24 protein-coding genes and 1 other RNA gene are annotated in these 25,410 nt (G+C 63.8%); 17 read left to right on the forward strand and 8 right to left on the reverse strand.

The annotated features are described in order from the left end of the window. Positions 1–11: 11 nt before the first annotated feature. The gene (locus ELS24_RS07710; protein ID WP_050447825.1) at positions 12–800 is read right to left on the reverse strand and encodes an outer membrane protein assembly factor BamD; all 789 of its coding nucleotides are present in this window, start codon (positions 798–800) and stop codon (positions 12–14) included. Between the two features lie 107 nt (positions 801–907). On the opposite strand from ELS24_RS07710, the gene ELS24_RS07715 reads away from it, so the two are divergent. The 10 genes from ELS24_RS07715 (at position 908) to ELS24_RS07760 (ending at position 10,318) form a co-directional block, all read left to right on the forward strand. After that, the gene (locus ELS24_RS07715; protein WP_127183787.1) at positions 908–1,915 is read left to right on the forward strand and encodes an RluA family pseudouridine synthase; all 1,008 of its coding nucleotides are present in this window, start codon (positions 908–910) and stop codon (positions 1,913–1,915) included. After that, positions 1,903–2,667, forward strand: coding sequence for a peptidoglycan editing factor PgeF (gene pgeF, locus ELS24_RS07720; protein ID WP_050447829.1), 765 nt, complete (start codon positions 1,903–1,905; stop codon positions 2,665–2,667). The genes ELS24_RS07715 and pgeF overlap by 13 nt, the downstream gene beginning before the upstream one ends. Before the next feature lie 123 nt (positions 2,668–2,790). After that, positions 2,791–4,425, forward strand: a complete 1,635-nt coding sequence (locus ELS24_RS07725; RefSeq protein WP_127183788.1) for a PHA/PHB synthase family protein — start codon at positions 2,791–2,793, stop codon at positions 4,423–4,425. A 78-nt stretch (positions 4,426–4,503) separates the two neighbouring features. Then, entirely contained in the window at positions 4,504–5,241 is a 738-nt protein-coding gene (phbB, locus tag ELS24_RS07730; RefSeq protein WP_050447831.1) for an acetoacetyl-CoA reductase, read from the forward strand. 117 nt (positions 5,242–5,358) lie between these two features. After that, the gene (gene phaR / locus ELS24_RS07735) at positions 5,359–5,925 is read left to right on the forward strand and encodes a polyhydroxyalkanoate synthesis repressor PhaR (protein ID WP_006218172.1); all 567 of its coding nucleotides are present in this window, start codon (positions 5,359–5,361) and stop codon (positions 5,923–5,925) included. Between the two features lie 231 nt (positions 5,926–6,156). After that, positions 6,157–6,693 (forward strand): iron transporter, encoded by a 537-nt coding sequence (locus ELS24_RS07740; protein ID WP_050447832.1) that lies wholly within the window; start codon positions 6,157–6,159, stop codon positions 6,691–6,693. A gap of 62 nt (positions 6,694–6,755) precedes the next feature. Then, positions 6,756–7,049: a cupredoxin domain-containing protein gene (locus ELS24_RS07745; RefSeq protein WP_127186274.1), complete on the forward strand. Its 294-nt coding sequence runs from the start codon at positions 6,756–6,758 to the stop codon at positions 7,047–7,049. 13 nt (positions 7,050–7,062) lie between these two features. Continuing rightward, positions 7,063–7,920: an FTR1 family iron permease gene (locus tag ELS24_RS07750; RefSeq protein ID WP_127183789.1), complete on the forward strand. Its 858-nt coding sequence runs from the start codon at positions 7,063–7,065 to the stop codon at positions 7,918–7,920. A gap of 39 nt (positions 7,921–7,959) precedes the next feature. Further along, positions 7,960–9,357: a 4Fe-4S binding protein gene (locus ELS24_RS07755; RefSeq protein WP_127183790.1), complete on the forward strand. Its 1,398-nt coding sequence runs from the start codon at positions 7,960–7,962 to the stop codon at positions 9,355–9,357. Between the two features lie 88 nt (positions 9,358–9,445). Then, the gene (locus tag ELS24_RS07760; protein WP_127183791.1) at positions 9,446–10,318 is read left to right on the forward strand and encodes a PhzF family phenazine biosynthesis protein; all 873 of its coding nucleotides are present in this window, start codon (positions 9,446–9,448) and stop codon (positions 10,316–10,318) included. Between the two features lie 115 nt (positions 10,319–10,433). Here the strand turns inward: ELS24_RS07760 and ELS24_RS07765 are convergent, their stop codons facing one another. The 3 genes from ELS24_RS07765 to ELS24_RS07775 all read right to left on the reverse strand — a co-directional run bounded on the left by ELS24_RS07765 (position 10,434) and on the right by ELS24_RS07775 (position 11,275). Beyond that, a complete protein-coding gene (locus ELS24_RS07765; protein WP_050447835.1) occupies positions 10,434–10,769 on the reverse strand; it encodes a BON domain-containing protein in 336 nt (111 codons plus the stop codon). 96 nt (positions 10,770–10,865) lie between these two features. Then, positions 10,866–11,030 carry a DUF1328 domain-containing protein gene (locus ELS24_RS07770; RefSeq protein WP_083447431.1) on the reverse strand — a complete coding sequence of 55 codons (165 nt, stop codon included), beginning with the start codon at positions 11,028–11,030 and terminating at the stop codon, positions 10,866–10,868. Positions 11,031–11,074: 44 nt separating this feature from the next. Next, positions 11,075–11,275: a CsbD family protein gene (locus ELS24_RS07775; RefSeq protein WP_050447836.1), complete on the reverse strand. Its 201-nt coding sequence runs from the start codon at positions 11,273–11,275 to the stop codon at positions 11,075–11,077. 383 nt (positions 11,276–11,658) lie between these two features. Between ELS24_RS07775 and ELS24_RS31500 the strand changes: the two genes are divergently transcribed. Next, entirely contained in the window at positions 11,659–11,787 is a 129-nt protein-coding gene (locus ELS24_RS31500; protein WP_275066563.1) for a hypothetical protein, read from the forward strand. A gap of 162 nt (positions 11,788–11,949) precedes the next feature. Here ELS24_RS31500 and cphA (ELS24_RS07780) read toward each other — a convergent pair whose 3' ends face one another. Together cphA (ELS24_RS07780) and cphA (ELS24_RS07785) are read right to left on the reverse strand one after the other, a co-directional pair. Continuing rightward, on the reverse strand, positions 11,950–14,520 hold the full coding sequence (gene cphA / locus ELS24_RS07780; protein ID WP_127183792.1) for a cyanophycin synthetase: 2,571 nt from the start codon (positions 14,518–14,520) through the stop codon (positions 11,950–11,952). Positions 14,521–14,534: 14 nt separating this feature from the next. Beyond that, a complete protein-coding gene (cphA, locus tag ELS24_RS07785; RefSeq protein WP_127183793.1) occupies positions 14,535–17,150 on the reverse strand; it encodes a cyanophycin synthetase in 2,616 nt (871 codons plus the stop codon). A 270-nt stretch (positions 17,151–17,420) separates the two neighbouring features. Between cphA (ELS24_RS07785) and ELS24_RS07790 the strand changes: the two genes are divergently transcribed. Then, positions 17,421–19,706 carry an ABC transporter ATP-binding protein gene (locus ELS24_RS07790; RefSeq protein WP_127183794.1) on the forward strand — a complete coding sequence of 762 codons (2,286 nt, stop codon included), beginning with the start codon at positions 17,421–17,423 and terminating at the stop codon, positions 19,704–19,706. 21 nt (positions 19,707–19,727) lie between these two features. Further along, the gene (locus ELS24_RS07795; RefSeq protein WP_050447840.1) at positions 19,728–20,210 is read left to right on the forward strand and encodes a DUF1854 domain-containing protein; all 483 of its coding nucleotides are present in this window, start codon (positions 19,728–19,730) and stop codon (positions 20,208–20,210) included. Positions 20,211–20,222: 12 nt separating this feature from the next. Here the strand turns inward: ELS24_RS07795 and ELS24_RS07800 are convergent, their stop codons facing one another. After that, positions 20,223–21,362 carry a GNAT family N-acetyltransferase gene (locus ELS24_RS07800; protein ID WP_127183795.1) on the reverse strand — a complete coding sequence of 380 codons (1,140 nt, stop codon included), beginning with the start codon at positions 21,360–21,362 and terminating at the stop codon, positions 20,223–20,225. 95 nt (positions 21,363–21,457) lie between these two features. Here ELS24_RS07800 and ELS24_RS07805 point away from each other — a divergent pair, with 95 nt between their 5' ends. The 4 genes from ELS24_RS07805 (at position 21,458) to ELS24_RS07820 (ending at position 24,811) form a co-directional block, all read left to right on the forward strand. Then, a complete protein-coding gene (locus ELS24_RS07805) occupies positions 21,458–22,303 on the forward strand; it encodes a ferritin-like domain-containing protein (RefSeq protein ID WP_050447842.1) in 846 nt (281 codons plus the stop codon). Continuing rightward, positions 22,300–23,013, forward strand: a complete 714-nt coding sequence (locus tag ELS24_RS07810; RefSeq protein ID WP_127183796.1) for an MOSC domain-containing protein — start codon at positions 22,300–22,302, stop codon at positions 23,011–23,013. The genes ELS24_RS07805 and ELS24_RS07810 overlap by 4 nt, the downstream gene beginning before the upstream one ends. A 32-nt stretch (positions 23,014–23,045) precedes the next feature. After that, positions 23,046–24,278 (forward strand): lytic murein transglycosylase, encoded by a 1,233-nt coding sequence (locus ELS24_RS07815; protein WP_127186275.1) that lies wholly within the window; start codon positions 23,046–23,048, stop codon positions 24,276–24,278. Between the two features lie 119 nt (positions 24,279–24,397). After that, positions 24,398–24,811 carry a YidB family protein gene (locus ELS24_RS07820; RefSeq protein ID WP_050447845.1) on the forward strand — a complete coding sequence of 138 codons (414 nt, stop codon included), beginning with the start codon at positions 24,398–24,400 and terminating at the stop codon, positions 24,809–24,811. Between the two features lie 168 nt (positions 24,812–24,979). On the opposite strand, the gene ssrA is transcribed toward ELS24_RS07820, so the two are convergent. Continuing rightward, positions 24,980–25,369: a transfer-messenger RNA gene (gene ssrA, locus ELS24_RS07825) on the reverse strand. Between the last annotated feature and the right edge of the window lie 41 nt (positions 25,370–25,410).

The following is a 25,410-nucleotide window of genomic DNA, read 5'->3' on the forward strand; positions in this document are numbered from 1 at the left end:
TCGGCGATCAATCAGTCAAACGGGTTCCACCAGTTGCGATCGGCCTGCAGGCCCTTGGTCTTGAATTCGCTGTTGGGGAAGTTCTTGTCGTAGACGCGCTGCGCGTCATTTTTCAGATCGGTCATGCCCAGCTTGTCATAGGACTCCACCATCAGATAGAGCGCTTCTTCGGTAGCGGGCGCACCTTCGAAGTCGGTGATGACGGTTTGCGCACGATTGGCCGCGGCCACGTAGGCGCCGCGCTCGTAGTAGTAACGAGCTACGTACACCTCGTTCATGGCGATGGTGTTCACCAGCCAGGCGACGCGCTTTTCGGCGTCTACCGAATACTTGCTTTCCGGGTAGCGCTTGATCAGTTCATTGAAGGCGTCGTAGGACGCGCGCAGCCCCTTGGGGTCGCGCTCGGCGGGGTCCTGGCCTGTGATGTTGGACATGAACGCGCTGGCCGGCGTGAAGTTGATCAGGCCTTTCAGGTAGAGCGCGTAGTCGGTGCCGGGGTGGTTGGGGTAGAGCTGCTGGAAGCGGTCGATGGCAGCCAGGGCCTGTTCGTTTTCGCCGTCTTTCCAGTTGACGTAGGCCAGTTCAAGCAGGGCTTGCTGGGCGTACACGCCGAAGGGGTAGCGGCTTTCGATGGCGGTCAGGCGTTCGCGTGCTTCCTTCCAGCCTCCGGAGGACATTTCGGCCTTCGCGTCGGCGTAGAGCTGTTCGGCGCTCCAGTTGGTGGTTTTGTCATATTTGGTGTTGGTCGAGCCGCAACCGGCGATGACCAATACGGCAAATAGCGCGATAACCACGCGCAAAACCGGCCCGCTTCGGGATGCGGGGTTCAAGGGAGCTGCGGGGTGGTGAATCACGAGAATCGTATCCTTGGTGTTAGCATGGCAGGCTGATTATATGATTTGTCTCCATGTCTGATACAGCCGCCGGCACAGATCTCGTTTCCGACGACGAATTCCCGGGCCTTCCTGATGAAAACCCCGCCGAAACTCGCGGCGAACCGCAACTTGTAACGGTACCTTCCAGTACCCGCGCCGACCGGCTGGACAAGGTGCTGGCGGGCCTGCTGCCCGACCATTCCCGCAGCCGCCTGCAAGGGTGGATCGAATCCGGTAATGTGCACGTCAACGGCGCCCCCGGCAAGATCCGCCAAACTGTCGGCCCGGGCGACGAGCTCCTGGTCTGGGCCCAGCCCGCCCCCGATGCGCGCGCCTTCACGCCCGAACCCGTTGAATTCACCGTCGTGGACGAAAGCCCAGACTGGATCGTGGTCAATAAGCCCGCAGGGCTGGTCACGCACCCCGGCGCCGGCAACTGGAGCGGCACGCTGCTCAACGGGCTGCTGTATCGCTACCCGGAATTGGCGGCGGTAGCGCGGGCGGGCATCGTACACAGGCTGGACAAGGACACCTCCGGACTCATGGTGGTGGCCCGCAATGAAAAGGCCCAGACGCATCTGGTGCGCCAATTGCAGGCGCGCAGCATGGGCCGCGAATACGTGGCCCTGGCGCATGGCTGGGTGGCGGCGGCCGGCAGGGTCGACCGCGCCATCGGCCGCGATGCCCGCGTGCCCATCCGCATGAGCGTTGAACGCCCGGTCGCGCCCAAACCCGCCATTACCAATTACGCGCCAGCCCGTCGCGGCCAGGTCGACCCGGGCGGCCGTGTCACGGAAGTGGTGTGCCGCCTGGAAACTGGCCGCACCCACCAGATCCGCGTTCACATGGCCAGCCTGGGGCACCCGCTGCTGGCCGACACCATCTACGGCGGCAAGAACATTGCCGGCGCAACGCGCCAGATGCTGCACGCCCGCGCCCTGCATTTCGACGACCCAGGCGGCGGCGGTGACGTGCAGTTTGCCGCCGACATCCCCGCCGACATGGCGCAGGTTCAGGAGACGATTGCATGGACCGCGTGATTGCCAACCTGCCCGTCGTGACTGGCCCGGCATGGCCCGGCGTCAGGTATTTCTGCACCACCCGCGCTGGTGGCGTGGGGGTGGCGCCGCACGACACCCTGAACCTGGGGCTGCGCGCGGGCGACGACCCCGCCACCGTGGCCGAGAACCGGCGCCGAGTACGCGCCGCCGTGCCGGCCGATCCGCTCTGGCTGCGCCAGGTGCACGGTAGCGAAGTCGTGGACGCCGATTCCCCCGACCTGCCCGATGAACCCGCGCTGGACGCCAGCGTGACCTCGCAACCGGGCCGGGTACTGGCCATCATGGTGGCTGACTGCCTGCCCGTCGTTATCGCCGATGCGCACGGCAAGGTGCTGGGCGCGGCGCACGCCGGCTGGCGGGGCTTGGCGGGTGGCGTGTTGGAACATACGCTGGCGGCCATGTGCGCCAAGGCGCCGGCGGCCACAGGCTGGCGCGCCTGGGTCGGCCCCGGTATCGGCCCACAGGCCTTCGAAGTGGGGCAGGATGTGCTGGACGCCTTCACGGCGGACGATCCCGCCACCGCGCGCTACTTCACGCCACGGCCGGGCCTGCCCGGCAAATGGTTGGCCGACCTCGCCGGTTTGGCGGATTTCCGCCTGCGCCGCGCCGGGGTAAAAGAGGTGTCCTTGAGCGGGATGTGCACGGTGTCGCAAGCGCAGCGCTTTTTTTCTTACCGCCGCGACACCGAAACCGGACGCATGGCGTTGCTGGCCTGGCTCGACCCGGTTTGATCTGGCGCAAGGCTGTTGCGGAAGGCTTGAACCCCTGCCGCGAAACTCCTTGTATACCCGCATTGACAGTGATGGACCCGGAATGCAACATCAATTGAGCAGTGTCGATAACAAGGTGTGGAAGTGAACGCCAATCTCTCCGCAGGTCCCATTCCGGTGAGCGTGGCACCGGAAATCCTGGCCGACATTCAGGCCGAATTCTCTCGCGAATGGCAGCGCCTTTGTGACGACGCCCGGCGCGGCGCGCTCGTGCCCCCGGCCGACCGCCGCTTCGCCGGCGATGCCTGGGCCGCCAACAACTCGCACCTGCTTCTTGCGCATACCTACCTGCTGTCGGCGCGCGCCATGCAGCGCATGGTCGACGCGGCCCAGGTCAGCGAACCCATGCGCAACCGGCTGCGGTTTTCCATCATGCAATGGGTCGATGCGCTGTCGCCGTCGAACTTCCTGGCCTTGAATCCGGACGCCCAGCAATCCATTGTGGAAAGCGCCGGTCGCGCCCTGAACGAAGGCCTGGCCAACCTGTTGGGCGACGTCAAGAAAGGCCGCATCACCCAAACCGACGAATCGCAATTCGAGATCGGCCGCAACGTGGCGGTGACGCCCGGCGAAGTGGTGTTCGAAAACAAGCTGTTCCAACTGATCCAATACGCGCCCTCGACGGCCACGGTGCACGAGCGCCCGCTGGTGATCGTGCCGCCGAACATCAACAAGTTCTACATCCTGGATCTGCAGCCCGAGAATTCCTTCGTGCGCTATGCGGTCGAGCAGGGCTACACGGTGTTCCTGATTTCGTGGCGCAACCCGGTGGCCAGTGATGACGACGGGGTGGACCGCGCCACCTGGACCGATTACCTGGACGACGCTGTGCTGCAAGCGCTGCGCGTGGCCAGCGGCATCACCAAGCAGCCCAAGGTCAACGCGCTGGGCTTCTGCGTGGGCGGCACGATGCTGGCCTCGGCGCTGGCGCTGGCCGAGGCGCGTGGCGAACACCCGGTGGCCTCGCTGACCTTGCTGACCTCGCTGCTGGACTTCCACGACACCGGCATCCTGAACGTCTTTGTCGACGAAGCCCATGCGCTGCTGCGCGATCATCAGCTTGGCAACGGCGGGCTGATGCCCGGCCGCGACCTGGCCACCACGTTCTCGTTCCTGCGGCCCAATGAGCTGGTCTGGAACTACGTGGTCGGCAACTACCTGAAGGGCCAGAAGCCGCCGCCGTTCGACCTGCTGTTCTGGAATGGCGACAGCACCAATCTGCCGGGCCCGTTCTTCTCCTGGTATTTCCGCAATACCTATCTTGAGAACAATCTGAAAGTGCCGGGCCGCGCGCAAGCCGCCGGCATGCCGCTGGACCTGACGCGCCTGACCATGCCGGCCTATATTTTCGGCTCGCGTGAAGACCACATCGTGCCGTGGGTGTCGGCCTATGCGTCCACGCAATTGCTGCGCGGACCCCAGCGTTTCGTGCTGGGGGCGTCGGGTCACATCGCGGGGGTGGTGAATCCGCCCGCCAAGAAGCGCCGCAGCTACTGGGTGGCCGACAAGCTGGGCCAGAAGGGCCATGAGATGCCGGGCGATCCAAATGCCTGGTTCGCGCAAGCCACGGAACAGGCCGGCAGTTGGTGGCCGGACTGGACGGCCTGGCTGGCGGACCATTCCGGCAAGCAGGTCAAGGCGCGTACAAAATTAGGCAATGCCAAGCACCAGCCGATCGAGCCGGCGCCTGGCAGGTATGTAAAGGTCAGGGCAGCCTGAAACCGCACGACGCGGTTTGCCCGGGATCAAGAAGAAAGTTAATCAACGAGGCGTCCGTCGCACACAGGAGGAAGTCCAATGAGCGGAAAACTGGCTTACGTAACAGGCGGGATGGGCGGTATCGGCACCTCTATTTGCCAGCGCTTGGCCAAGGATGGCTTTCGCGTCGTGGCAGGTTGCGGCCCCAGCCGCAACTACCAGCAATGGCTGGATGAGCAAGCTGCGCAGGGCTACACGTTCCACGCATCGGTGGGCAACGTATCGGACTGGGAATCCACGGTGAAGGCCTTCGAGAAGGTCACGGCCGAACTGGGCGGCGTCGACGTGCTGGTCAACAACGCGGGCATCACCCGCGATGGCCTGTTCCGCAAAATGAGCGCCGACGACTGGCGCGCGGTGATCGACACCAACCTGAACAGCCTGTTCAACGTGACCAAGCAGGTCATCGAGGGCATGGTTGAACGGCAGTGGGGCCGCATCATCAACATCAGCTCGGTAAACGGGCAGAAGGGCCAGTTCGGCCAGACCAACTATTCCACGGCCAAGGCCGGCATTCACGGCTTCACCATGGCGTTGGCGCAGGAAGTGGCCAGCAAGGGCGTCACGGTCAACACCATTTCGCCCGGCTACATCGGCACCGACATGGTTCGCGCCATCCGCCCCGAAGTGCTTGAAAAAATCGTGGCCACCATTCCGGTGCGCCGCCTGGGCACGCCCGAGGAAATCGCGTCGATGACGTCGTGGTTGGCATCGGACGAGTCCGGTTTTTCCACCGGAGCGGACTTCTCGCTCAACGGCGGCCTGCACATGGGCTGACGGCTAGCGGGCCGCCCCCGGCGGCCCAAGGCGCTGGAAGGCCTCGGGGAGAGGGCCTTCCGGCATTACACTCCACCTTATTCGAAGTCTTAGAGATCGCCCGATCCGGGGACACACATGACGCAAGCACAAACCGGCGCCAGCCTGCGCCTGATTAAAAAATATCCCAACCGTCGCCTATACGACACCCGGACCAGCACCTACATCACTCTGGCAGATGTCAAGCAACTGGTTCTGGCCAACGAAGAATTCCAGGTGGTCGACGCCAAGAGCGGTGAAGACCTGACGCGCAGCATCCTGCTGCAGATCATCCTGGAAGAAGAAAGCGGCGGCATGCCCATGTTCTCGTCGAACATGCTGTCGCAGATCATCCGTTTTTACGGACATGCCATGCAGGGCATCATGGGTTCTTACCTTGAGAAGAACATCCAGGCCTTCATGGAAATCCAGACGCGCATGGCGGAACAGTCCAAGGGGCTGTACGGCAGCCAGTTCGGACCGGAAGCCTGGACGCAGTTCATGAACGTGCAAACGCCCATGCTGCAAAACATGATGAACAACTACATCGACCAGAGCAAAAACCTGTTCGTGCAGATGCAAGACCAGATGCAGGACCAGACGCGCGCAATGTTCTCGACGTTCCCGTTCACGCCCGGCAGCACGCCGGGCCAGGGCCGCAAGTAAGCGTCGACAGGCCAGGGCGCATTCTCGCCCTTGGCTCCGCCAGCAGCCGGTATGGCATCTGCCTTGCCGGCTTTTTTGTGGCGGTTTTCTGCCTTGAGCAAACGCAATGAACTGATGCATTCCGGACCTTTCGGTTCAGGGTGATGTCAGTTTTTTTCGTTACATTAATGCAAACGGTTCTTGTTTATGTTTATCGAACCGCCATTCATTTGTGTCTCAAGGATTACCCACATGATCAAGAAAGCCTTGGCGCTGGCCATCGTCGCCCTGAGCGTGTCTGCCGCGAATGCGGCTGAATACCCCATCGGCAAGCCGGCAGAAAAGGGCGGCATGGAAATCGGCGCGGTGTACCTGCAGCCGATCGAAATGGATCCGCCCGGGATGATGCGTCCCGCCAAGGATTCGGATGTCCACCTTGAGGCTGATATCCACGCTACCGCGGGCAACAAGACCGGCTTTCCCGAAGGCGAGTGGGTGCCGTATCTGGTCGTGAATTTTGAAATCCAGAAGGTCGGCAGCCAGAACGTGCAGAAGGGCACCTTCATGCCCATGGTGGCCAACGACGGCCCGCACTATGGCGACAACGTCAAGCTGGAAGGCCCCGGCAAGTACAAGCTGAAGTACACGATCCTGCCGCCGTCCCAAAACAAGATGGCCCACTTCGGCCGCCACATCGACAAGGAAACCGGCGTGGGTCCGTGGTTCGAGCCCTTTGAACTGGACTACGAATTCGTCTACGCCGGCACCGGCAAGAAGGGCGGATATTGATCGTGCGCCGCCTGCATCGCCTGATTGCCGCCGGTTTGATCGGCCTGGCCAGCCTGGCTGGCATGGCGCCCGCGCAGGCGGCCGAACTGCCGACATTCACGCTCAGGTTCAAGCCGGACGGCACGTTCGAGCCGGCCACCCTGGAGGTGCCCGCCGGCCGTTTCAAGATTGAACTCATCAACGAAAGCAACGAGCCGGTGGAATTCGAGAGCATTCCATTGCGCAAGGAAAAAGTGTTGGGTCCGGGGGTGAAGTCCTTCGTGGTCATCACCATTTCCCGCCCTGGCGAATATCCCTTCTTTGATGACTTTCACCAAGCCGTGAAAGGCACCCTGGTCGTCAAGCCCAAGGAATAAGCGGTAGCTACACATGGAACAGGTTCTATTTATTGTCTGGCGTGAAAGCGTCGAAGCGTTGCTGGTGGTGGGTATCTTGTATACCTGGCTGCGCGCCACGCCCGAAGGCAAGCGCGGGCTGAACTACCTGTGGGGCGGTGTCGCGGCGGGCCTGGCGCTGGCGGTGGCCTTGGCGTTGGTGTTGCTGGGCGTGTCGTCCTGGCTTAGCGACGAAGGCCAGGAATGGTTTCAGGCCATCATGTCGCTGGCGGCCTGCGCGCTGGTCGTGCAGATGGTCGTGTGGATGAAAAAGCACGGGCGCACCTTGAAGAGCGAACTGGAAAGCGGCGCGCGCAGCTCGGTTGCCAACGACAACTGGTGGGGCCTGTTCGTGCTGGTGGCCATTGCCGTGGCGCGCGAAGGCAGCGAGACGGTGGTGTTCCTGTATGGCACCGTGTCGGCGGGCGAAGGCGGCAGCGACATGCTGATGCTGGCCCTGGCCGGCGTGGCCGGCTTTGCGGTGGCCTTGCTGACGTTCTGGCTGCTGCAACTTGGCGGCAAGCTGATTACGTGGCGCCGCTTCTTCCGCGTGACCGAAATCCTGTTGCTGCTGCTGGCCGGTTCGCTACTGGTGAGCGGCCTGGACCACCTGATTTCGCTGGACGTGCTGCCCACGATCATCGACCCCGTGTGGGACAGCTCGTGGCTGTTGGACGACAGTAGCGGCGTGGGCAAGGTGCTGGCGGACTTCGCGGGTTACCGCGCCTTCCCGGCCCTGACCTCGGTCTTGCTGTGGGTGGCTTACTGGCTCGTGGTCTGGGCGCTGTTGCGCTGGGTGGGCGACAAGCCCGCTCGGGTGCCTACCCCGGCCCCGTCCCGCAATGCATCCTGATTCCGACGTGATGCCGGACTGAATAATGAAGGTTTGATCATGGCTGCTGTACTCGGGAGGGCGACCTCCCGGATCGCCGATTTTCTTCGTGACCATGCCCCGCTGTTGCGCAAGCTGCAGTGGGGCATTGTTGCGTTGTACGCGTTCCTGTTGATCGTGCCCGCGATCATGCCATTGCCCGATAACGCGGCATCGGTGTTCAACAACCTGACCATCGTCGCGCAGTTTGCGTTCTGGGGCGTATGGTGGCCGTTCGTGTTGATATCCATGCCCATCCTGGGCCGCGCCTGGTGCGGCTGGCTGTGCCCCGAAGGCATGCTGACCGAGTGGGCCAGTGAGCGCGGGCAGGGCCGCGCCATTCCGAAATGGATGCGCTGGGGCGGCTGGCCTTTCGTGGCCTTCGCCCTGACCACGGTCTACGGTCAGCTTGTCAGCGTCTATCAATACCCGCTTGCCGTGCTGGTGGTGCTGGGCGGGTCCACCGTGGCGGCGATGATCGTGGGGTGGCGCTACGGCCGCAGCAAGCGCGTGTGGTGCAAGTACCTGTGCCCCGTCAACGGCGTGTTCAATCTGCTGGCCAAGCTCGCGCCCTGGCACTTCAAGGTAGATGAAGAAAAGTGGCGCCATCCGGTCATCCGGATCGAACCCATCAACTGTGCGCCGCTGGTGCCGCTGCGTCACATGAAGGGCGCGGGCGACTGCCATGTGTGCGGGCGCTGCAGCGGCTACCGTGGCGCCATCGAACTGACGCCGCGTTCGCCCGAAGAAGAAATCGTGCATGTCGCCGACGGCGACGCCTGGCAGACCGCCTTGCTGTGCTTTGGTTTGATGGGCATCGCCATCGGCGCCTTTCTCTGGAGCGCCAGCCCCTGGTACGTGACGGCCAAGCAATGGGCCGCGACCTGGCTGGTCGAGCGCGACATCCTGTGGCCGTTGATGGACAACGCGCCCTGGTTCATCTTGACGCACTACCCCGACGTGAACGACAGCTTTTCGTGGCTGGACGGCGCGGGCATCCTGATGTTTGTCGTGGGCGCCACCATCATCGTGGGCGGTGCAAGCTTCCTGTCGCTGTGGATCGCGGACCGGCTTGCGCCCGCGGCTGCCGTGGCCGACGCGCCAGCCTGGCGCTGGATTCGTCCGGGCGTGCACAAGTTGGCGCAGGCGCTGATTCCGTCGGCGGGCATCGGCGTGTTCCTGGGCCTGTCGGCCACCACGGTCAACCTGCTCAAACATGAAGGGGTGCAAGCCGCCTGGGCCGGGCCGGTACGCTTCACGCTGCTGACGCTGGCGGTGCTGTGGACCCTGCGGCTGTTTGCGCGCTTGCTCAAGCCGCGCGTGGCAAGCAGCGTGCGCAAGGTCGCCGCGTGGCTTGTACTGACTGCGGGTCTGGTGCCGTTCTGCCTGGCATGGGTGTTTTTCTTTGCAATCTGGTAAGCACTGCTTGATGGCTGGCGGCGCGACACTGCGATAAAGTGGAATGCCTTGCCGGTCCATCGGCGCTTTGACGTTTACCCGCCAGTTCATGACCTCCTACGCCTTTCGCCTGCTTAACGTCTTTGCATCCACCACCTTCAGCGGCAACCAGCTTTGCGTGTTCGAAGACGCGCGCGGCATGGACGACGCCACGATGCTGAACCTGGCGGCGCAGTTCAATCTTTCCGAAACCACCTTCATCCTGCCGTCTGACAGCGCCGACGCGCGCGTGCGCATCTTCACGCCTGGCTACGAAATGAAGTTCGCGGGACACCCCACGATCGGCACGTCCCAAGTGGTGCGCGAGCTGCGCCAAACGGGCGATGCCCTGATGCTGGAATTTGCCGCGGGCCTTGTGCCGGTGCAAGCACAAGGCGACGCCTGGACATTCACCGCGCCATGCCCGGGTGGCGTCCAGACAGCGACGCCCAAACTGGACCGCGCCGAGATCGCGGCGCTGGTCGGGCTGACCACGGATGACCTTGCGGCCGACCCGATCTGGGTGGACACCGGCGCGGACCAATTGCTGGTGCCCCTGGCCAACGTGGATGCGGTGCGCCGGGCGGCGCCGGACGCATCGAAGCTCAGTCGCTGGCAAGCCAGCAGCCTGGGCCGCAAGACGCTGTACGTGTTTGCGTTTGATGAAGGCAATCTGCGCGATGCTCGCCAGGTGGTGGTGGCGCGCTATTTCTTCGCGAAGGCGGGCGGGGGCGTCGACGAAGATGCGGGCACGGGTTCGGCCTGCGCCAATCTGGGTGGTTGGCTGATACACCAGCAACGGCCCTTGCCGGCCAGCATCCTAGTGGAGCAGGGCGACCAGATGGGCAGGCCGTGTCGCCTGCTGCTGGACGTGCTGGCCGATGGCCGCATCCAGGTGGGTGGCCGCGCCTTGGAAATCGGACGAGGCACCATCAGTATCTGACGGCGCGTCGGCGGAACCGATACGCCAAAAAAAAACGGCGCCTGTGTCAGCCACAGGCGCCGTACTCTCTCTAGGCCTCGGTATGGAACGGGGCCGTCCTGCTACATGCTCTGGCTTACTTGTTCTTGGCGGCGTCGACCTTGATATTGTTCTTCACCTGCTTCACGCCTTCAATGCCACGGGTGACCTTGGCAGCGTGATCGGCTTCAGCCGCCGTGCCCACCGTACCAGTCAGCGTCGCAACGCCGTTATTGGTTTCCACAGCGATATCCAGGGCGCTCAATTGCTTGTCGGCAACATAGGCGGCCTTGATCTTGGTGGTGATGGTGGCGTCGGAGGCGTACTCGCCCACCGACTGTTCGGGCTTGCCGTCATTCGCAGCAAAAGCCATGGAAGTGAAGACAGCGCCAGTTCCCAGTGCGGCGGCGGCGATCAGCTTGCGAAATTCCATAGTCGTGCTCCTTGTTTGTATGGTCTGCCGCGAAAAAAGGCGGCGCGGCAGACGATCAACTTTCTTGTGTAGGGGTATGCGTTCTATCGCCGTGTTCTATTTCTTTTTCAAGGCGCCGCTCAAGATGGACAAGAGCGCCAGCACCAGGAATACGAAGAACAGGATCTTGGCGATACCCGCGGCCCCGGCGGCAATGCCGCCAAAGCCGAGAACCGCCGCGATGATCGCGATAACGAAGAAAACTACGGCGTAATGCAACATGTCAGCTTCTCCAGTGGTTTCGACCGATCAAGGCGGGGCGGTGTTCAGGGATTGCGATCGAAGAAATCCCGGACTTCCTTTTGCGCTTCTTCCTTGGTCTTGCCGTAGCGCTCTTGGATCAGACCGGCCAGGCGTTCGGCATTGCCTTCCGTGCGGGTCAATTCGTCGTCGGTGAGTTCACCCCAGGCGGCTTTGGCCTTGCCAGTCATTTGCTTCCACTTGCCGGCGATGATGTCGTTGTTCATGGTGACCTCTCTTCTTCTCTGCGTGCGACACAAGGCTTATGGCCTATAAGTCTTGCAGTCGCGGTTGACTAGGACACTGATCAGCTAGCCCCCACCGTACGGGCCGCTCCTGGAGCTGTCAAACCTCGCTGTGGGTAAATGTAACAGCGAAAAAGCGGGTTCCTGGCGCGCTTTCCGACGGAAAAAAGAGCAGGTTGGCGACAGAGCAGGAGTTACATTCCGGCAATGTCTTGTCCCCTTTTGAGCGGGCCTCGTAACGGAAGATGCGGGGCTTTTCGAGACGCGCGGCACTGGTTGGGTTGAGGGTGGGCCGGTATAGTCGTGACGGAACACTCAGTGGTTCGACACTTCATGCTTCATCAACGAAAAAGGAAGGGGCACGCATGACGCAACGACTTTGCAGCGCGATTTTGCTGACGTTGGCCGCCATGGCGGCAGTGGGCTGCACGCACGTGACGGATCGGTACCAGGCCACGGCGCCCACGCAGGCGGTGACCACGCCCAGCGCCTGATCGCATCGGCCAAGGCCGTGGGCGGTGCTTGGTATGGCCATGGGCCATATGGCAGTGGCCGCATGGCGGCATGGCCGGGCAATGCAAACGGGGCGCCTCGGCGCCCCGTTTGCGTTTGCGGCGGTTGAGTTACCGCGTGGGTCTATCCACCGTGGTCCAGGGCTACGGCTGCGCGATGCGCTTGGCGATATGGTCCAGCGCCTCTTCCACCTGGTCCACCAGGATCAGGCACAGATCCCCGGCTTGCAGCCGCGCCAAGGCGGTGTCGATAGCCAGGAATTCGCCGTGGATTTCTTCAATGTGCCGCACGCGCGGGGCGCCGACCAGGCCTTCCTGCAACAACGCCAGCACTTCGCCGTCGGCGCGTCCGCGTTGGCATTGGTCTTGGTAAAGCAGCACGTCGTCAAACGCCGCACCCAGGATTGCCGTCTGCATGCGGATGTCTTCGTCGCGGCGGTCGCCCGCCCCGCTGATGACCACTGAACGGCGCTTGGCGGGCATGGCGTCCACCGCACGCACCAGGGCCAGGATCGCGTCGGGATTGTGGCCGTAGTCCGCAATGACCGTGGCGCCGCGGTAGTCGAACACATTGAAGCGTCCGGGCGCGGTCTGGGCGTCGTTGACGAACGTGGCCAAGCCATGGCGGATGACGTCCAAGTCCAGGCCCAAGGCCCAGGCCGCCGCAATCGACGCCATCGCATTTTCAACCTGGAAGGTGATCGTGCCGTTGCGCGTGAGCGGGATGTCGGACAGCGGAAAGCGCATTTCTTGTGCGCCCTGCGCGGCCACGATCGCGTCGCCGTCGCGGTACACCGAACGCAGGCCCTGTGCGCGGTGCGTGGTCAGCACCGGGTGGTTGCGGTCTTCGGCAAAGTAGGTGATGGAGCCAGGGCAACTGCCGGCCATCTCGGCCACGATGGGGTCGGCGGCGTTTAGCACCGCGGTGCCCGTCGGGTGCACGTGCTGGACGATCACGCGCTTGACCACGGCCAGGTCTTCCACCGTGCTGATGTAGCCCAGGCCCAGGTGGTCACCCATGCCGATGTTGGTGACGATGGCCACGTTGCAGCGGTCAAACGCCAGGCCTTCGCGCAAGATGCCGCCACGCGCCGTTTCGAACACGGCGGCGTCCACGTCCGGGTGCATCAGCACGCTGCGCGCGCTGCGCGGGCCGCTGCAATCGCCCGTGTCGATGCGCAGGTTGTTGACGTACACGCCGTCGGAATTGGTCATGCCGACGCGGTTGCCGGCCGCGCCCATCAGATGGGCGGTCAGGCGCACCGTGGTCGTCTTGCCGTTGGTGCCGGCCACCGCCACCACCGGAATGCGGCCGTCGTCGCCGTCGGCGTACATGTTGGCGATGATGGCTTCGCCCACGGGGCGGCCCTTGCCGAAAGAGGGGGTCAGGTGCATGCGCAGCCCCGGCGCCGCGTTCACTTCCACCACGCCGCCATGCTGGTCTTCCAAGGGGAAGAGCACGCTTTCGGCCACCACGTCCACGCCGCAGATGTCCAGGCCGATCATGCGGGCCGCGGACACGGCGCGTGCCGCCATCTCGGGGTGGACTTCATCGGTCACGTCGGTAGCCGACCCGCCGGTACTGAGGTTGGCGTTGTTGCGCAGAAAGATCAGGGTGCCGGGCGCCGGCACGGAATCCGCGTCGAAACCCTGCTTTTGCAGCGTGGCCAGCGCAATGTCGTCAAAGCGGATCTTGGTCAACGAGGTGGCGTGCCCGTCGCCGCGCAAGGGGTCGGCATTGACCTGGTCAACCAGTTCGCGGATGGTGTGCTGCCCGTCGCCCGTGACCTGCGGCGGATCGCGGCGCGACGCCGCCACCATATTGCCGCCCACCACCAGCAGGCGGAAATCGTGGCCGGGAATATAGCGTTCGACGATGACTTCCGAGCTGATTTCCTCGGCAGCCTCGAAAGCCTGGATCACCCGTTCGCGGGTCTCGATATTGACGGCGACGCCGCGTCCCTGGCTGCCGTCGCGGGGCTTGACCACCACCGGGCCGCCGAGCGCTTGCGCGGCTTCCCAGGCTTCTTCGGCCGACGTCACGGAACGGCCCATCGGCACCGGCACGCCAGCGGCGTCCAGAAGCATTTTGGTCAGGTCCTTGTCCTGCGCGATGGATTCCGAGATGGCGCTGGTGCGGTCGGTTTCAGCGGCCTGGATGCGGCGCTGCTTGCTGCCCCACCCGAACTGCACCATGCTGCCTTGCGTCAGCCGGCGATAGGGAATGTTGCGCGCCACGGCGGCGTTCACGATGGACCCGGTGCTGGGTCCCAGGCGCACGTCTTCATCCAGATCGCGCAAGCGCTTGAGCGCATCGGCCAGGTCGAACGGCGTGTCGTCCAGCGCGGCGCGAACGAGCTGCTGGGCCAGTTCCATCGCCAGCAGGCCGACGGCTTCTTCGCTGTATTCCACCACCACCTGGAACACACCGGGCTCGATGGTGGCCGACGTGCGGCCAAAGGTGACCGGGCAACCGGCGTGCGCCTGCATTGTCAGCGCGGCAATCTGCAAGACATGCGCGATGGATACGGCCTCTTGATGCCCTTCGGGGCGCATCAGCCCGATTTGCGGCAGCCGCGCGCGCAGGCGCGCTTCGAACTCGGGCAGGTCGTCGATGGAGCACTCGGCGTCGGCACAAGAAACAATGGCCTCGATCGCCGTGTTCTTGCTCCACAGATTGGGGCCGCGCAGGGCACGGATACGGGAAACTTCCATGGCAGGTGTTCCTGTCAGTATTGTTGAATCCAGCGGCGCACCAGATCGATGGTGGGTCCGGAGAAGGCTTCGTCGGATTGCAGCAGGACGAAGTCGCCCGCCGCGATGCCGTTCAGCACGCTCTCGATGGCCTTGCCATGGTCAGGTTCGTCCTGGATGTCTTTCACGCGGCTGCCTTGCGACAAGCCCTGGCGCAGCAGTGCGCGCGCCTGCCCCAATGGACGCTTGCTTTGCACCGTGTTGTCGTCATACAGCACGACACGGTCAAAGGCATCGCCCAACAGGCGGCCCTGTTCGATCAGGTCCGCGTCGCGGCGGTCGGCGCCGGCGGAATAGACGGCGGCGCGGCTCGACGCGGGGAATTGATCAATCGCGGCGATCAGCGGGCGCAGGGCCGACGCGTTGTGCACATCGTCCACCACGACCGCGGCGCCATTGCGTTCAAACAGCGTGAACTGCCAGGGCGCGTCGGCCTGGTCGATGTCAAAGGTTTCGATGCCGGCGCGGATCAGTTCCACGGGAATGTCCAGGGCCCAGGCGGCGCCCACCGCGGCCAGCACGTTTTCCACCTGGAAAGCCACGCGCCCGCCGTGGGTCAGCGGAATGGCGGCAACATCCGCCAGGCGCTCTTCGCGCGTGCCTTGCGCCAGGACGATGGCGCCGTCGCGCACAAACACCGCGCGGCCGTCCTGTTGCAGGTGGGCGGCAATGGCGGGCAGGGCGGGGTCGATGCCAAAGAAAATCACTGATCCGTCGCACAGCTCGGCCATCTCGACCACGCGCGGGTCGCGTGCGTTGAGCACGGCCGCACCGGTCGGCAACACCACATCGACTTGCGTGCGGAACACATTGAACATGCGCTCCGTTTCGTTGATGTCGAAGTCGCCCAGATGGTCGGCGTCGTCGATGTTGGTGACCACGCCCACCTGGCAGCGGTCATAGGCCAGGCCTTGGCCCAGGATGACGCCGCTGTCGTTCTCGATGACGGCGGCGTCCACGTTGCGGTTCATCAGCAAACGGGTGCCCGACGCAAAGTCGGCGTGGTCGCCCTTGTGCGCCAGGCGGCGGTCCAGATACAGGCCTTCGCTGCAGGCCAGGCCGGTGCGCTTGCCCGACAGGTGCAGCAAGCGCGCGACCAGGCGCGCCACCACGGTCTTGCCGTTGGTGCCCGTGACGCCCACGATGGGGATGCGGCCCGCGTCGCCTTCCGGGAACAGGTGGTCGACGATGGCGCGGCCCACCGGGCGCGGCGTGCCGTCGGCCGGTTTCAAGTGCATCAGCAAGCCGGGGCCGGCGTTGACTTCCACAATGGCGCCGCGCTGCTCGGCCAGCGGCCGGGTGATGTCTTCGGCCACCAGGTCTACGCCAGCGATGTCCAGGCCCACCACGCGCGCGGCCAAGGCCACAGTGGCGGCAATGCTGGGATGCACGCGATCGGTCACGTCGAAGGCGACGTTGCCGCTGCGTTGTACCAGCACGCGCTGCCCGTCGGCCGGCACGCTGTCTTCCGACATGCCCTGGCGCGCAATCTCCAGCCGGGCGGCGGAATCCAGGCGCACGAAATTCAGCGGATGGTTTTCGGTGCGGCCACGGCGCGGGTCGATGTTGATCTGGCTGTCGATCAGTTCGGCGATGGTGGATGTGCCGTCGCCCGTCACCCAGGCAGGTTCTCCGGCGGCGGCCGCCACCATGCGGTTGCCCACCACCAGCAGGCGGTGCTCGTTGCCCAGCACGAAGCGTTCGACGATGACGCCGCTGCCTTCGTCCACCGCCACGCGGTAAGCGGCCACCACGTCTTCGCGGGTCGTCAAATTGGTGAACACGCCCCGGCCATGATTACCATCGTAGGGCTTGACCACCACCGGCAGGCCGATGTCTTCGGCGGCGTCCCAGGCGTCGTCTTCGCTATCGACCAGGCGGCCTTCCGGCACCGGCACGCCGCAGGTCGACAACAATTCCTTGGTCAGATCCTTGTCGCGCGAAATGCCTTCGGCGATGGCGCTGGTGCGGTCGGTCTCGGCCGTCCAGATGCGGCGCTGCGCCGAGCCGTAGCCAAACTGAACCAGGTTGCCTTCAAACAAACGGATATACGGAATATCGCGGTCATCGGCGGCATCCACGATGCAGGCGGTGCTGGGCCCCAGGCAGTGCTTGTCCACCAGGCTGCGCAGTTTGGCAACGGTGGCGGGCACGTCGAACGGGCGGTCTTCAATGGCGGCCATGACCAGGTCGCGCGCTTCGTTCAACGCGGTGCGCGTGACCTGTTCCTGCCAGGCGCGCACCACAACCTTGTAGACGCCGCGCATCGACGTTTCCCGGGCCTTGCCGAAGCCGCCGCGCAAGCCGGCCAGGTTCTGCAATTCCAGGGTGACATGCTCAAGAATGTGGCCGGGCCAGGTGCCTTCTTTCAGACGGGCCAAAAAGCCGCCGCGCACGCCGGGGCTGCATCGGTGTTCGATCAGCGTCGGCAGCCATTCGGACAAGCGCTCGTAAAACCCGGGAATGGTGTTGGAGGGGTAGTCTTCCAGCTCACCAATATCCACCCATGCTTCCAGGACCGGGCGATAGGTCCAAATGTTCGGGCCGCGCAAAGCCACGACATCGAGAAATTCAATGTCTTTCTTTTTCATGTTTTAATTTACGAGAGAAGCAGGTTGGCACGCGCGGACGCCCCAAGGTAAGTCCGCGAAATTACTGGCGAAATTACGGGATTGCGCTGTAAGAATAATGCCAACGAGTGGGGGATCCCAGATATTCCTAATTAGAAAAATCGGCTGCTACTATACGACGCCTTCAAGGCGTCGATTCGTTGTGTTGTAAGGAAGGGACACGTTTGCCGCCGTGGGTGGTAAACCGGTTGCCGCCTAGTAGGGCAGAGTCCTGGCCCGGTATGCGTTCCAATGAAAAAACCACACCTGCTTTCCGGCCTTGCCGATGCATTTCCTGCCCGTTGGCGGGACGAAATCCGCGCTGAACTCGCGGATGACGAAACCTTATTGGCCTGGGTTGAAATTGACCTGGACCAGCGACTGAAGTTCCAGCCCGGGCTGGTCGCCGCCACCGACCGCCGCCTGCTGTCGCGTAATTCCGCTGACAACGGCTGGGAATCCTGGGCCTATGGGCCGCAACTTACCTTAAGTCTTACCGATCATGCCGGCGCCGCCGTGCTGGAATTGCACGACGATGCCGCGCGTCTGGCGGTCTGGCGCTTTACCCTGGCCCGCAATCCGGCCGCGCTGCGCCTGTTGGCCCAGTTCGAATCGCAACAGGCGATCCGGCTGTCCGGCCAAGCCGAAGAAGCGCCGCAAGAGCGCAACTGCACCGTCTGCAATAACCTCATTCCCGCAGGCGAAGAAGAATGCCCCACCTGCAACCAGGAACTGGCCGCGCCGTCGTCCACCTGGGCGCTGTTGCGCCTGTGGCGATTCGCCCGGCCGTATCGCGGCCCCTTGCTGGCGGGGTTCTTGCTGACCTTGCTGGGCACGGCCGCCACCCTGGTACCGCCGTACCTGACCATGCCGTTGATGGACGAGGTGCTGATTCCGTTCCAGAACGGCGCGCCGATCGACTACGACAAGGTCCGCTTGTATTTAAGCGGTTTGCTGGCGTCCGCCTTGCTGGCATGGGGGTTGGGCTGGGCCCGGACCTACATCCTGGCCTGGGTCAGCGAACGCATCGGCGCCGACCTGCGCACCACCACCTATGAGCACTTGCAGCAGTTGTCGCTGGAATATTTTGGCGGCAAGCGCACGGGCGACCTGATTTCCCGCATTGGCAGCGAGACCGATCGCATTTGCGTGTTCCTGTCGCTGCACCTGCTGGACTTTGCCACCGACATCCTGATGATCGTCATGACGGCGGTGATCCTGGTGACGATCAACCCCTGGCTGGCGCTGGTCACGCTGGTGCCACTGCCGTTCATCATCTGGATGATCCACGCGGTGCGCGACCGTTTGCGCCATGGTTTTGAAAAGGTTGACCGCATCTGGTCCGAGATCACCAACGTGCTGGCCGACACGATTCCGGGCATTCGGGTGGTCAAGGCATTCGCGCAGGAAAAGCGCGAGGTTGCGCGGTTTCGTGAAGCCAATAACCGCAACCTGGAAGTCAACGACCGCGTGAACACAACGTGGTCCTTGTTTTCGCCCACGGTCACGCTGCTGACCGAAGTGGGTTTGCTGGTGGTGTGGATATTCGGTATCTGGCAGGTGTCGCAGAACCAGATCACGGTGGGGGTGCTGGCGGCGTTCCTGGCGTATATCGGGCGCTTTTACATGCGCCTGGATTCGATGAGCCGCATCGTCTCGGTCACGCAAAAAGCGGCCGCCGGCGCCAAGCGCATCTTCGATGTGCTGGACCATGTGTCCAGCGTGCCCGAGCCGCAAAAGCCCGCCACGCTGCCGCACATCAATGGCCGCATCGAACTGCGCGACGTGGGCTTTCGCTACGGCAACCGCCAGGTGATCCGGGGACTGGACCTGACCATCGCGCCGGGTGAAATGATCGGCCTGGTGGGGCACAGCGGTTCGGGCAAGAGCACGCTGATCAACCTGATCTGCCGCTTCTACGATGTGTCCGAAGGCGCGGTGCTTGTCGACGGCATCGACATCCGTTCGGTGCGCGTGGCCGATTACCGGCGCAACATCGGGTTGGTGCTGCAAGAGCCTTTCCTGTTCTTCGGCACCATCGCCGAGAACATCGCTTACGGCAAGCCCGACGCCACCCGCGACGAAATCGTGGCCGCGGCGCGCGCGGCCCACGCGCACGAATTCATCCTGCGCCTGCCGCATGGCTACGATTCGCTGGTGGGCGAGCGCGGTCAGGCCCTGTCGGGCGGCGAACGCCAGCGCATCTCGATTGCGCGCGCGCTGCTGATCGATCCGCGCATTTTGATCCTGGACGAAGCTACATCGTCGGTGGACACCACCACCGAAAAGGAAATCCAGAAAGCGCTCGACAACCTGGTGCGAGGCCGCACCACCATCGCCATCGCGCACCGCTTGAGCACGCTGCGCAAGGCGGATCGACTGGTCGTACTGGACCGTGGCCAGATTGTGGAGCAGGGTCCGCACGAAGATTTGATGGCCCGCGAGGGCGCCTACTATCGCCTCTATCAGGCGCAGGCGCGTCAGGCTGAAGCCGACGCACAGGCGTCGGGCAGCGAAGACATGGCCGCCGTGGCCTGACGCGGAACCGGGATTCTCTTCATGACATTGGCCTCCTCGTTGCCGACTTTTCAGCTACGCCGCAACGCCTTCGGGCGTCTGGAATACACCTCCGCCGACGGCGAGACGCATGAAGGGGTCATTCCCGTGCGCGCGTTCCCGATCAGTGAAGCCGGGCGTGGCCTGTCGCTGGTGACCAGCGACGGCCATGAACTGGTGTGGATCGAACACCTGTCCGACGTTCCGGCGCCGCAGCGCGCCCTGATCGAGGAAGAACTTGCCGGGCGCGAATTCATGCCCGAAATACGCAAGCTGAGCAGCGTGTCCACCTATGCCACACCCAGCACCTGGAAGGTCGAGACCGATCGCGGCCCCACGTCCTTCACGTTGCGCGGTGAGGAAGACATCCGCCGCCTGAGTCCGCAGACGCTGTTGATTGCCGACAGCCACGGCATTTTCTATCTGGTGCGCGACATCCTGGCCCTGGATAAGCACAGCCGCAAGCTGCTGGACCGCTTCTTGTAGGTGTGAACGGCGCTACGCGCCGTTCTTGGCGCTCTTGAATGGCGTGTGCGATTCCAGCTCGCCCAGGTAGTCGGTGACGGCCGAGGTCTCTTCATCCAGGAAGTTCTGGATGGCGTCGGCAAAGCCCGGGTGCGCCACCCAATGCGCCGACCACGTCGGCGTGGGCAGCAAGCCGCGCGCCATCTTGTGTTCGCCTTGCGCGCCGCCTTCAAAGCGCTTGATGCCATGCGCGATGCAGTACGCGATGGACTGCATATAGCAGGTCTCGAAATGCAGTCCCGGCACGTATTCCGTCGCGCCCCAGTAGCGACCGTACAGCGCGTCGCCGCCCGCCAGGTTCAGGGCCACCGCCACGGGTTCGCCATCACGTTCGGCCAGCACCAGCATGAAGGCGTCGGGTTGTTCGCGATGTGCGCGCTCGAAGAAATTGCGGTTCAGGTAAGGCGGGTTGCCATGGTTGAAGTACGTGCGGCAATAGCAGTCGTAAAAAAAGCCAAGCTCAGCGGGGCCGATCTCGGCGCCGCGTAGCCAGCGGAACGACAAGCCGGCGGCGGCCACCTTCTTGCGGTCTTGGCGGATCTTCTTGCGCTTGTCGTGGTTCATCATCGCCAGGAACGCATCGAAATCCGCGTAGCCGGGGTTGGTCCAATGAAACTGCACGCTTTCCCGCACCATGAAACCCGCGTCGCGCAACACGCGCATGTCGGCGTCTGACGGAAACAGCACGTGCAGCGACGACACCTTGATTTCCTCGGCGAAGGCCACCAGGCCGCGCACGAGCGTGGCGCGATCTTCGTCGTTGGACGCCAGCAGGCGCGACCCCGTGACCGGCGTAAACGGAATGGCCGACAGCAGCTTGGGGTAGTAGCGCATGCCGTGGCGCTGGAAGGCATCGGCCCAGGCGTAGTCGAACACGTACTCGCCGCGCGAATGGGACTTCAGGTAAAGCGGCACGGCCGCCGCCAGCGCATCGTCGCGCCACAGGGCCAGGTAATGCGGCGCCCATCCCGAGGCCGGCGCGGCGCATTTCGTTTCATGCAGTGCGCACAGGAATGCATGCCGCAGAAAGGGTTGATCCCCGGCCAGGGCATCCCAGGCATGGGCGTCGATGCGGGACAGGTCGGTTTCAATGGTCAGGCGCAGGGAATCCATCCGTGAATGATAAAGTCATCGACAGCGCACGGGTTTGAAACCGTGGGCTTTTTCAGGGTTTGCGGTGGCAAGCGCCACCTGGGATTGAACACACCATGTACAGCAACACAATGCCCGCGGCGCCGCGCGGGCGCGTCGACGACTGCTTGCGCGGGCAGGCGCTGGCGGCACTGGCCGCGCCAGAATGGCCAGAAAAAATGGCGGCCGTGCGAGGTATCGCGGATAGCGCTCTGCTGGACTGCCAGCGGGAATTCGCGGCGCCCGCCGGCTTGCCCGGTCGGCCGCAACGCCCGGAACTGGTGGCGCCCGCCCAGGTCAAGCATCGTTCCATGGCCACGGTCGAGGGCCGCGCGGCGTTGCTGCACGCGCTGGCCCACATTGAGTTCAACGCGGTCAATCTGGCGCTGGACATCCTGTGGCGTTTTGCTGGCATGCCCGAGACCTTCTATCGCGACTGGCTGCGTGTTGCACGCGAAGAGGCTTATCACTTCGATCTGTTGCGTCAGCGGCTGGCGGCCTTGGGCCATGCCTACGGCGACTTCCCGGCGCACAACGGTTTGTGGGACATGGCCGAGCGCACCAGCGACGATCTGCTGGCGCGCCTGGCGCTGGTGCCTCGCACGCTGGAGGCGCGCGGGCTGGATGCCTCGCCCATGATCCGCAATAAATTGGCAGGGGCGGGCGACGCGGAAAGCGCGGCCATCGTCGACATCATTCTGCGCGACGAAATCGGGCATGTCGCCATCGGCAACCATTGGTTCAAGCTGCTGTGCGCGCAAGCGGGCAAGGAGCCCGTGGCTTGTTATGCCGAACTGGCGCAACGCTATGGCGCGCCCCGGCTGCGCGGCCCGTTCAACTTGGAAGCACGCCGTGCCGCCGGGTTCGACGACGCCGAATTGGCCGCGTTGCAAGCGGATCAACCGGAACTGAACACCCGATGACACCCATCACCATTGACGCGCTGCTGACGGGCATCGTGCGCCCGCTGGGCGATTCCGGCCGCGATAGCGGTATCGACAAGCATCCCGTGGCCGAGCGCCTGTGGCTAGGTGCCGAAGGCCTGCGCGGCGACGAACAGGCCGACCGCCGCTTTCATGGCGGCCCGGAAAAAGCGCTGCACCATTACGCCCGTGACCACTATCCGGCGTGGCGCGCCGAGCTGGGTGAACGGGCGGTGCTGGATGCCCCGGGCGCGTTCGGCGAAAACATCTCCACCACCGGGCTGACCGAAGCGGATGTCTGCGTGGGCGACGTCTTTTGCGTCGGCACGGCACTGATTCAGGTGTCGCAGGCACGCCAACCGTGCTGGAAGCTGGACCACCGCTTCGGCCAGCGCGGCATGGCGGCGCGCGTGCAATCAAGCGGCATGACCGGCTGGTACTACCGGGTGCTGCAAGAAGGTTGGCTGTGCGTGGGCGATACGCTTGCCCTGCGCGAACGGCCCCAGCCGCAATGGCCGTTGTCCCGCGTGCAAGACATCCTGAACCGGCGTGTGCTGGATACGGACGTGCTGCACGCCCTGGCGAAGATGCCCGAGCTGTCGCCGAACTGGCGCGCGCTGTTCGAGAAGCGCGCGCAGGCGGGTCAGGTGGAAGATTGGACCCGACGACTGGAAGGCGATGCCGCGCTTTCAGCACCCAAGGAACGTTGAACATGAAGCATCCCCGCATGAAGTATTCAGGCATGAAGTTCCCCGCTACGAGAAGCAAGCCGTTCCTGGCCCTGGCGCTTTGCAGCGTCGTGCTGGCGTTGCCGATGTCGGCGGCACGTGCCGCCGACGCCTACGTCGCCTGCTTATCGCAATTGCGCGGCCCGGCGCAGAAAGCGGGCGTGTCCGCGTCCACCTTCGAGACGCACACGGCCGGGCTGTCGCCCGATATGACGGTTATAGACCTGCTGGATGCACAGCCCGAGTTCAAGACGCCCATCTGGGACTACATGGCGGGCCTGGTGGACGACGAGCGGGTGGCGGACGGCCAGGCGGGCATGGCGCGCTGGCAAGCGGAGCTGGCGCGCGCGGCCTCGCGCTATAACGTCGACCCGGCCACCATTGCGGCGGTGTGGGGTGTGGAAAGCAATTTCGGCCGCACGCTGGGCGGCCGGCCGCTGCTGACGTCCTTGTCCACGCTGTCGTGCTTTGGCCGCCGGCAAGCGTATTTTCGGGGCGAGTTCTTCGCCACCTTGAAGATCATCCAGGACGAGAACATTGCGCCGCAACGGCTGGTGGGGTCCTGGGCGGGGGCGTTCGGCCAGACCCAATTCATGCCGTCCACGTATCTGCGGCTGGCGGTTGATTTCGATGGCGATGGCCGCCGCGACCTGGTCGATAGCGTGCCGGACGCGCTGGCCTCCACCGCCAACTTCCTGAAGCGCGCGGGCTGGAATCCGCAACTGACCTGGGGCTATGAAGTGCGCCTTCCTGCCGGGCTCAGCACGGCGGGGGCGGGGCGCAAGAACAAACGTCCGATGTCGGCATGGGTCAAACAGGGCGTGACGCGCGTGGACGGCCTAGCCTTGCCCGGGGGCGAGACGCCAGCCGGCCTGCTGCTGCCAGCGGGTAGAAATGGGCCCGCATTCCTGGTCACGCGCAATTTCGATGCGCTGTATTCCTACAATGCCGCGGAAAGCTACGCGCTGGCCATTGCCCATTTGTCCGATCGGCTACGCGGCGGTGGGCCGCTGGTACAGCCCTGGCCCACCGACGACCCTGGCTTGTCCAGGGCGGAACGGCGCGAATTACAAGGCCTCTTGATCGCCAAAGGCTATGAGCTGGGTGAACCCGATGGTATGGTCGGCACCCGCACGCGCCAGGCCTTGCAGGCCGCCCAGCGCGAGCTGGGTCTGCCGGCGGATGGAAGGGCGGGGCAGAAGGCGCTACAGGCGCTGCGGGCCTCGGCCTCGCCCGCACCGCGTTGACCGTATCCACTCTACGAATTTACAAGTTTTGCAAAGATCCCGGGCCAGGTAACCCCCCTGACACGTGCGGCGCCAGCCTCGGCCCTATACTGATTTCCCGACTTTTCAGGAGAGTTGCGATGAGCTTGTTGGATACCTTGGCCTCGATGGCCGGCGGCGGTCAGCAAGGAGGTTCGGCGTCGTTGCTGCCGGCGCTGATCGAGCAATTGAACAAATACCCGGGCGGCCTCAGCGGCCTGATCGCCAGCTTTCAGAAGGGCGGCTTGAGCGAAGTGGTGGCGTCGTGGGTAGGCCCGGGCCAGAATTTGCCCGTCAGCGCCGACCAGTTGGGTTCCGTGCTGGATCCTGGCGTCGTCAACGAGCTGTCCGCCAAGACCGGGCAGGACACCGATTCGGTGCTGGCGTCGCTGTCTTCGCTGCTGCCGCAATTGGTGGACAAGGCCACGCCGGAAGGCGAAGTGCAGCCCGGCCAGCAGTTCAACCCGACCGATCTGCTGGCGTCGCTGTCCGGCATGTTCGGCAACCGCGGCTAAGGGCGGCAAGGGGCTTTCCCCTCGCGCATGGCCTGCTTTCATCCGCCGTGTTGGCCAAGCCGGGTTCTGTTTGTTTCTTCCGGCATGGCATCTGTTGCGAATCGGCAAAAAAATGGCCAACTCCGAAGAGTTGGCCATTTGCTAAGCACTGTGCAATAAAGCGGAATTTGGTGGAGCCGGGGGGAATTGAACCCCCGTCCGCAAGCCCTCTGCAATCAGTTCTACATGCGTAGTCGATTTATTTAGTTTTAACTTTGGACTTAGCCAACCGACAGGCCGGACCAAAGCGATTCACGTAATTTAAATCTGAGCCGTGTGACCCCAGCGCAGACCGATTCCTTGTGAATGTCGCTGCTGCGGTTCGAGGGTTACCCCCCTAGGAAGTTGCCTTCCTCCGCCTGACCCAAGGACAGATCAGTGCAGCGGCTCACCGCTTAAGCGGCGAGAGCGAAACGCTCGTCGTTGGCGTTTGTAGTGTTTCCAGTGGTTTAACGAGCGAACTGGTGCTCGGCATGCCCTGAGTTGTTTCGCGACCCACGTCGAATCCGGATCGGCCCCAAGAACTTTCTATTGTACTGGTAATTGCCATAGCCTGCTGC

The organism is Achromobacter spanius (assembly GCF_003994415.1).
Lineage (GTDB): Bacteria > Pseudomonadota > Gammaproteobacteria > Burkholderiales > Burkholderiaceae_B > Achromobacter > Achromobacter spanius_C.

Bases quoted from the DNA above. Each gene is read 5' to 3' on its own strand.
- ELS24_RS07820 (WP_050447845.1), top strand. From the start codon at position 24,398: ATGAGCTTGTTGGATACCTTGGCCTCGATGGCCGGCGGCGGTCAGCAA.
- pgeF (WP_050447829.1), top strand. From the start codon at position 1,903: ATGGACCGCGTGATTGCCAACCTGCCCGTCGTGACTGGCCCGGCATGG.
- ELS24_RS07800 (WP_127183795.1), bottom strand. From the start codon at position 21,362: ATGGATTCCCTGCGCCTGACCATTGAAACCGACCTGTCCCGCATCGAC.
- ELS24_RS07790 (WP_127183794.1), top strand. From the start codon at position 17,421: ATGAAAAAACCACACCTGCTTTCCGGCCTTGCCGATGCATTTCCTGCC.
- ELS24_RS31500 (WP_275066563.1), top strand. From the start codon at position 11,659: ATGACGCAACGACTTTGCAGCGCGATTTTGCTGACGTTGGCCGCCATG.
- phaR (WP_006218172.1), top strand. From the start codon at position 5,359: ATGACGCAAGCACAAACCGGCGCCAGCCTGCGCCTGATTAAAAAATAT.
- ELS24_RS07745 (WP_127186274.1), top strand. From the start codon at position 6,756: ATGGCGCCCGCGCAGGCGGCCGAACTGCCGACATTCACGCTCAGGTTC.
- cphA (WP_127183793.1), bottom strand. From the start codon at position 17,150: ATGAAAAAGAAAGACATTGAATTTCTCGATGTCGTGGCTTTGCGCGGC.
- ELS24_RS07795 (WP_050447840.1), top strand. From the start codon at position 19,728: ATGACATTGGCCTCCTCGTTGCCGACTTTTCAGCTACGCCGCAACGCC.
- phbB (WP_050447831.1), top strand. From the start codon at position 4,504: ATGAGCGGAAAACTGGCTTACGTAACAGGCGGGATGGGCGGTATCGGC.
- ELS24_RS07810 (WP_127183796.1), top strand. From the start codon at position 22,300: ATGACACCCATCACCATTGACGCGCTGCTGACGGGCATCGTGCGCCCG.
- ELS24_RS07750 (WP_127183789.1), top strand. From the start codon at position 7,063: ATGGAACAGGTTCTATTTATTGTCTGGCGTGAAAGCGTCGAAGCGTTG.
- ELS24_RS07765 (WP_050447835.1), bottom strand. From the start codon at position 10,769: ATGGAATTTCGCAAGCTGATCGCCGCCGCCGCACTGGGAACTGGCGCT.
- ELS24_RS07715 (WP_127183787.1), top strand. From the start codon at position 908: ATGTCTGATACAGCCGCCGGCACAGATCTCGTTTCCGACGACGAATTC.
- ELS24_RS07805 (WP_050447842.1), top strand. From the start codon at position 21,458: ATGTACAGCAACACAATGCCCGCGGCGCCGCGCGGGCGCGTCGACGAC.
- ELS24_RS07775 (WP_050447836.1), bottom strand. From the start codon at position 11,275: ATGAACAACGACATCATCGCCGGCAAGTGGAAGCAAATGACTGGCAAG.
- cphA (WP_127183792.1), bottom strand. From the start codon at position 14,520: ATGGAAGTTTCCCGTATCCGTGCCCTGCGCGGCCCCAATCTGTGGAGC.
- ELS24_RS07770 (WP_083447431.1), bottom strand. From the start codon at position 11,030: ATGTTGCATTACGCCGTAGTTTTCTTCGTTATCGCGATCATCGCGGCG.
- ELS24_RS07815 (WP_127186275.1), top strand. From the start codon at position 23,046: ATGAAGTTCCCCGCTACGAGAAGCAAGCCGTTCCTGGCCCTGGCGCTT.
- ELS24_RS07755 (WP_127183790.1), top strand. From the start codon at position 7,960: ATGGCTGCTGTACTCGGGAGGGCGACCTCCCGGATCGCCGATTTTCTT.
- ELS24_RS07760 (WP_127183791.1), top strand. From the start codon at position 9,446: ATGACCTCCTACGCCTTTCGCCTGCTTAACGTCTTTGCATCCACCACC.
- ELS24_RS07740 (WP_050447832.1), top strand. From the start codon at position 6,157: ATGATCAAGAAAGCCTTGGCGCTGGCCATCGTCGCCCTGAGCGTGTCT.